Below are 3491 nucleotides of genomic sequence, written 5' to 3' on the forward strand. Positions count from 1 at the left end.
GTTGGTATCGGCATGGGGTCCCGCGCGCGAAGCGATGCAAGTCGCTCCCTCCGAAGCCATGAGCCGCGGTTCGCGGGAAACGCGCGTGCGCAGACATTCCGGTCGCAACCTGCTCATCGCCATCATCTGCGGTGCCGTCGCGTACGCGATGTCCTTCGCCGGGCCGATCGGCGGCAAACCGATCTTCGGCTACGCGGCGAGTCTGCTGAGCGTCGCGTCCGCCGCCGCGATCACGCCGTTCGTCATCGTCCAACTCGACCGGCTATTGCGTCCGACGCTACGGCGCGTGTTCCAGGCGGAAGGAATGCTGGGCGGCCGGAGCCTGACCGCGTCGCTCGGTCGCACCTCAGTCGTCGTAGCCGCGCTCGCCACCGGAATCGCCATGATGGCCAGCGTCGGCATCATGGTCGGCAGCTTCCGCGAAACCGTCATCAACTGGCTGGACGCGCAGCTTCGCGCGGACATCTATATCGCCGCCGCCGGGCCGCAAGCCGCAGGCGAGTACGCGCCTATCCCGGCCGAAGCCGTGGCCGCCGCTCGCCGCATCCCCGGAATTCAGGATGTCGACGTGTTCTCCGCCATCGATCTTCACTACCAGGGCCAGCGCGCCACGTTTGCCGCCGGGGATCTCGACATCCAGCGCCGCCACGGCCGCATCACTTTCGCGAGCGGAGATCGCGATCCGATTCTGAAGTCCCTGCCCCATCAGGACCGCGCCGTCGTGAGTGAGCCGTTCGCTCAAAAGCACCACGTCCGCGTGGGCGATCGCCTGCGCCTGCCGGTCGGTCCCAACCAGATCACGCTCACCGTCGCCGGCATCTACTACGACTACTCCAGCGAGCAAGGCTACGTCATCGTCGACCGCAGCACATTGCTGAAATACCTTCCCAACGAACCCGCAACGAATATCGGTTTGTATATCGCGCCGGGTTTCAATCACGCGTCGGTCTTACGCGCGGTCCAACAGGGCTTGTCGAACTTCCCGCTCGCCATCGCGCCCAATGAAGAACTCCGCCGCGGCGCGATGACCGTTTTCGATCGAACCTTTGCTGTTACCTGGGCGCTCGAAGGAATCGCCATTCTGGTCGCGGTTCTCGGCGCCGCGAACGCGCTGCTGGCCATGGTGCTGGATCGCCGCCGCGAGTTCGGGATGCTACGCTACTTAGGAGCAGCCTCGGGCCAGATTCGCAGGATGATTCTGCTGGAAGCCGGGCTGATCGGTTTCTTTGCGCTGGTCGTGGGCGGCGCGCTGGGATTGGTTCTTTCGCGCCTGTTGATCTTCGTGATCAACAAGCAAAGTTTTGGCTGGACCATTCAGTTCCACCCCCCCGGCCTGATGCTCGCCGGAGCCATGCTCTTAATCTGGGCCGTCACCGTGCTGGCCGGCCTCTACCCCGCGCGCGTCGCGGCGCGCCTCAAACCGATCGAAGTAATTCACGAAGACTGATCCACGAAGCCTGAATGTCAAAAGAAAATCTCTCCACACACACGCGCAACATCGCCATCATCGCCCACGTCGACCACGGGAAGACCACGCTCGTCGACGCCATGTTAAAGCAGAGCGGCGTCTTCCGCGCCAATGAAAATGTGGCCGAACGCGTGATGGACTCGAACGACCTGGAGCGCGAGCGCGGCATCACCATCCTTTCGAAGATCACCGGCATCCGCTATCTCGGAAACAAGATCAACATCGTCGATACCCCCGGCCACAGCGACTTCGGCGGCGAAGTGGAGCGTGCGCTGAAGATCGTCGATGGCGTGATGCTGCTGGTCGACGCCAGCGAAGGCCCGCTGCCGCAGACCCGCTATGTCCTGATGAAGGCGCTGGAGGCGCATCTCACGCCCATCGTGGTGATCAACAAGATCGACCGTCCCGACGCGCGCCCGCAGGAAGTACTGAACGAAGTCTACGACCTGTTTATCGATCTCGACGCCCACGAAGACCAGCTCGATTTCCCGGTGCTGTGGACCAACGGCCGCGCCGGCATCGCCAAGAAAACGCTGGAAGATCCCAGCGAGGATCTCCGTCCGCTGTTCGATTCGATTCTCGATCACATCCCGTCTCCGGCGGGCGATCCCGACGCGGTCTTGCAAATGATCGTCGCCAACCTCGACTACAGCGACTACCTGGGCCGGCTCGCCATCGGCCGCATCTTCGCCGGCACGCTGAAGCACGGGGACGACGTCGCCATCTGCAAGCTGGATGGTTCGCTGCAGAAAATGCGCATCACCAAGCTCTACTCCTTCGAGGGCCTGAAGCGCGTCGACGAAACGATGGGCCGGCCGGGCGACATTATGGCCATCGCGGGATTCGAAGGCATCACCATTGGCGAGACGGTGACCAGCGCCGAAACTCCGACGCCGCTGCCGGTAATTCAGATCGATGAACCGACGATCGGTATGACGTTTACGATCAACACCTCGCCATTCGTGGGGCGCGAAGGCCAGTACGTCACGTCGCGCAATCTGAAGGACCGCCTCGATAAAGAACTGCTGACCAACGTTTCGATTCGCGTGGCGCAGCAGAGTCCCGATGCCTTTCAGGTGATGGGACGCGGGGAACTGCAGCTCGCCATCATCATTGAGATGATGCGGCGCGAGGGGTTCGAGCTGATGGTGGGCAAGCCCGAGATCCTGACTCGCACCATCGACGGCAAGATTCACGAGCCGCAGGAGACGCTGGTGATCGACTGCCCCGAATCGTTTATCGGCGTGGTGATGGACAAGCTCGGCACGCGCAAAGGCAAGATGACCAAGATGGTGAACCACGGAAGCGGGCGCGTGCGCCTCGAGTTCCTGATTCCGTCCCGCGGTTTGATCGGGCTGCGCAGCGAGATCCTGACCGATACGCGCGGCACGGCTATCATGAACTCGCTTTTTCAGGGCTACATCGAGTGGCAGGGCGAAATCCCGACGCGGCCCACGGGTTCGCTGGTTTCGGATCGCGCCGGGAAAGCGACGGGGAACGCCATCTTCAACATTCAGGAGCGCGGCGAAATCTTCATCAGCCCCGGCACGGAAGTCTACGAGGGGATGATTGTTGGCGAGAACGCGCGGCAGAACGATCTGGATGTGAATATCGTCAAAGAAAAGAAGCTCACCAACATGCGTGCGTCTTCGGCCGATGAAGCGATCCGGCTGGTGCCGCCGCGGCTGCTGAATCTGGAGCAGGCGATCGAGTTCATCCGGGAAGATGAAATGGTGGAAGTGACTCCGGCTTCGATCCGGCTGCGAAAGAAGATCCTCAAAGCCAACCAACGCTAATGAAGCAGGTGCATGTCATCGGCGGCGGCTTAGCCGGTTCGGAAGCGGCGTTCCAGATCGCGGAGCGCGGGATTCCGGTGGTGCTCCATGAGATGCGCCCCGTGATCTGCACGCCGGCTCATCAGACCGATCGGCTGGCCGAGCTGGTGTGCAGCAACTCGCTGAAGAGCGATCAGCATCCGAGCGCGTCCTGGCTATTGAAAGAAGAGCTACGGCAACTCGGTTCT

General features: G+C 62.1%; 3 protein-coding genes. All 3 read left to right on the top strand.

Going from position 1 to position 3491, the window contains the following annotated elements:
• Positions 1-1447, top strand: a 1447-nt coding sequence (locus tag H1Y01_RS14175) for an ABC transporter permease (protein ID WP_180541164.1), incomplete at its 5' end; no start/stop codon positions are given.
• A gap of 14 nt (positions 1448-1461) precedes the next feature.
• Complete coding sequence (gene typA / locus H1Y01_RS14180; protein WP_180541165.1) at positions 1462-3264, top strand: translational GTPase TypA; 1803 nt, start codon at positions 1462-1464, stop codon at positions 3262-3264.
• A partial coding sequence (locus H1Y01_RS14185) for an FAD-dependent oxidoreductase (protein WP_180541166.1) occupies positions 3264-3491 on the top strand: 228 nt, incomplete at its 3' end. The genes typA and H1Y01_RS14185, both read left to right, overlap by 1 nt.

Origin of the sequence: Nevskia soli (assembly GCF_903970205.1) — a bacterium.
In the GTDB taxonomy this organism is placed as follows: Bacteria; Acidobacteriota; Terriglobia; order Bryobacterales; family Bryobacteraceae; genus Bog-113.